This window comes from Streptomyces sp. MB09-02B (assembly GCF_033794485.1).
In the GTDB taxonomy this organism is placed as follows: Bacteria; Actinomycetota; Actinomycetes; order Streptomycetales; family Streptomycetaceae; genus Streptomyces.
This window is the reverse complement of record NZ_JARGEE010000732.1, coordinates 1-2,439: the sequence shown is the minus strand read 5'-3', so window position 1 is coordinate 2,439 and position 2,439 is coordinate 1. Positions and strand designations below refer to the sequence as shown.

Here is a 2,439-nt window from a genome sequence, read left to right as displayed (position 1 = left end):
ACCTACCCCGGCCCCCTATGGCAACGCACCGACCTCGGCAGATACCGTTCGCCACATGGCCGATTACCTCGACGACCTCCGCCTCGCCCACGTCCTCGCGGACGCCGCCGACGCGAACACCATGTCCCGCTTCAAGGCCCTCGACCTGAAGGTCGAGACGAAGCCCGACATGACCCCGGTGAGCGAGGCCGACAAGGCCGCCGAGGAACTCATCCGCGGCCAACTCCAGCGCGCCCGACCCCGGGACGCCATCCTCGGCGAGGAGTACGGCATCGAGGGCACCGGCCCCCGCCGCTGGGTCGTCGACCCGATCGACGGCACCAAGAACTACGTCCGAGGCGTCCCCGTCTGGGCCACCCTGATCTCCCTCATGGAGGCGGCCGAGGGCGGCTACCAGCCCGTCGTCGGCGTGGTCTCCGCCCCCGCGCTCGGCCGCCGCTGGTGGGCCGCCAAGGGCCACGGCGCCTTCACCGGCCGCAGCCTGAGCTCGGCATCACGCCTGCGCGTCTCCCGTGTCGCCGACCTCGCGGACGCCTCCTTCGCCTACTCCTCCCTCAGCGGCTGGGAGGAGCGCGGTCACCTCAACGGCTTCCTGGACCTGACCCGCGAGGTGTGGCGCACCCGTGCGTACGGCGATTTCTGGCCGTACATGATGGTCGCCGAGGGCTCCGTGGACATCTGCGCCGAACCAGAGCTCTCCCTCTGGGACATGGCCGCCAACGCGATCATCGTCACCGAGGCGGGCGGCAGTTTCACCGGCCTGGACGGCCGCCCCGGCCCGCACAGCGGCAACGCGGCGGCTTCGAACGGCCTCCTCCACGACGAGCTCCTGGGCTATCTGAACCAGCGCTACTGAGCCCGGGAATGATCCGGAGCGCCCCGAACTGACCACGCACGCCCCCTTGTTGACCTCCGCTTTACCTGCCACATTGAGAGTTCCCCCGCTTGTGAACTTGTGAATCCTTGAACAAGCCGTTCACGGATTCCCTAGGAGGTGGCTGAACTCCATGCTCGTCCGCGACGCCATGAGCACAGTGGTCCTCACCATCGGCCCCGATCACACCCTCCGCCAGGCCGCCGCCCTGATGGCGGCTCGCCGGATCGGCGCGGCCGTGGTCCTCGACCCGGACGCCGGCGGACTCGGCATCCTGACCGAACGCGACGTCCTCGTCTCCGTAGGCCTGGGACAGAGTCCCGACGCCGAACGCGCCCACGCCCACACCACCACCGACGTCGTGTTCGCCACGCCGTCCTGGACCCTGGAGGAAGCGGCCCGCGCCATGGCCCACGGCGGCTTCCGCCATCTGATCGTCCTCGACGAGGGCGCCCCCATCGGCATCGTCTCGGTCCGCGACATCATCCGCTGCTGGGCGCCCGCCCGACAGCACGCCCCGGCATAGCCCCACCCCGGACGCACGAACGGGCCGGGAGTCTCCCGTGAGACCCCGGCCCGCCCCAACGACAAGCGGTCCAACCCCGGTCAGCCGCACAAGGCCTGGACGGCGGCCTCCAGGCGCCTGTCGAAGCCTGCGCCGATCACACCCGATCCTATATTGGACAAAATCCAAGTCAAGTCAAGTTCCAAAGTCACACCCGTTCGGGATCTGTTCCGCCTGCTGTTACGCTGACCGGTATGAGTGACCTTCTGGAGCGGCTGCGCGGACGCGGATGGCGTATGACCGCGCAGCGGCGTGTCGTGGCCGAGGTCCTCGACGGCGAACACGTCCATCTGACGGCCGACGAGGTGCACGCGCGCGCTGTCGCCAAGCTGCCCGAGATCTCCCGGGCGACCGTCTACAACACCCTGGGTGAACTGGTCTCCCTCGGTGAGGTGCTCGAGGTCGCCACGGACAGGCGCGCCAAGCGGTACGACCCGAACGCGCACCATCCGCACCACCACCTGGTCTGCGCCCGGTGCGGCATGATCCGCGACGTGCACCCGACCGGCAATCCACTGGCCGACCTCCCCACCTCCGAGCGCTTCGGCTTCACCGTCTCGGACGTCGAGGTCACCTATCGAGGCGTCTGCCCGACCTGCACTAAGGCGTAGCCCCACCGCGCACGACGAAGCCCCGGCCGCACCACAGCCGGGGCTCCTCTTTGACTCTTGCGCGAAAACACCGATGGCCCGGAACCTCACCGGTTCCGAGCCATCGGCCTTCAGTAGCGGGGACAGGATTTGAACCTGCGACCTCTGGGTTATGAGCCCAGCGAGCTACCGAGCTGCTCCACCCCGCGTCGATGAACAGAACACTACGTCACCGCCATCGACCAGCGCAAATTCATTGACCACCAGGCCAGACCCACTCACCAGCTGCGGGCAATCGCGCCGCTGGGGGAACTGTCTCAGCCGCGGGCAATCGTGCCGCCAGGGGCGGCACGGGTGGGCGGAGCGGCACCCCGCCAGCGCGGGCGAGCGAAACCCCGCCCGCCCAGCAC

At 69.0% G+C, this 2,439-nt stretch carries 3 protein-coding genes and 1 tRNA gene; 3 read left to right on the top strand and 1 reads right to left on the bottom strand.

Going from position 1 to position 2,439, the window contains the following annotated elements; genetic code table 11:
* The first annotated feature begins 55 nt into the window (after positions 1-55).
* The 3 genes from hisN to P1P70_RS43415 all read left to right on the top strand — a co-directional run bounded on the left by hisN (position 56) and on the right by P1P70_RS43415 (position 2,050).
* Positions 56-856, top strand: coding sequence for a histidinol-phosphatase (hisN, locus tag P1P70_RS43425; protein ID WP_319247847.1), 801 nt, complete (start codon positions 56-58; stop codon positions 854-856).
* 151 nt (positions 857-1,007) lie between these two features.
* Positions 1,008-1,400: a cyclic nucleotide-binding/CBS domain-containing protein gene (locus P1P70_RS43420; RefSeq protein ID WP_319247844.1), complete on the top strand. Its 393-nt coding sequence runs from the start codon at positions 1,008-1,010 to the stop codon at positions 1,398-1,400.
* 233 nt (positions 1,401-1,633) lie between these two features.
* On the top strand, positions 1,634-2,050 hold the full coding sequence (locus tag P1P70_RS43415; protein ID WP_319247842.1) for a Fur family transcriptional regulator: 417 nt from the start codon (positions 1,634-1,636) through the stop codon (positions 2,048-2,050).
* A gap of 114 nt (positions 2,051-2,164) precedes the next feature.
* Here P1P70_RS43415 and P1P70_RS43410 read toward each other — a convergent pair.
* Positions 2,165-2,238 (bottom strand) — tRNA-Met (locus P1P70_RS43410).
* Between the last annotated feature and the right edge of the window lie 201 nt (positions 2,239-2,439).

Excerpts from the sequence above, each read along its gene's own strand:
- P1P70_RS43420 (WP_319247844.1), top strand. The coding sequence starts at position 1,008 with ATGCTCGTCCGCGACGCCATGAGCACAGTGGTCCTCACCATCGGCCCC.
- hisN (WP_319247847.1), top strand. The coding sequence starts at position 56 with ATGGCCGATTACCTCGACGACCTCCGCCTCGCCCACGTCCTCGCGGAC.
- P1P70_RS43415 (WP_319247842.1), top strand. The coding sequence starts at position 1,634 with ATGAGTGACCTTCTGGAGCGGCTGCGCGGACGCGGATGGCGTATGACC.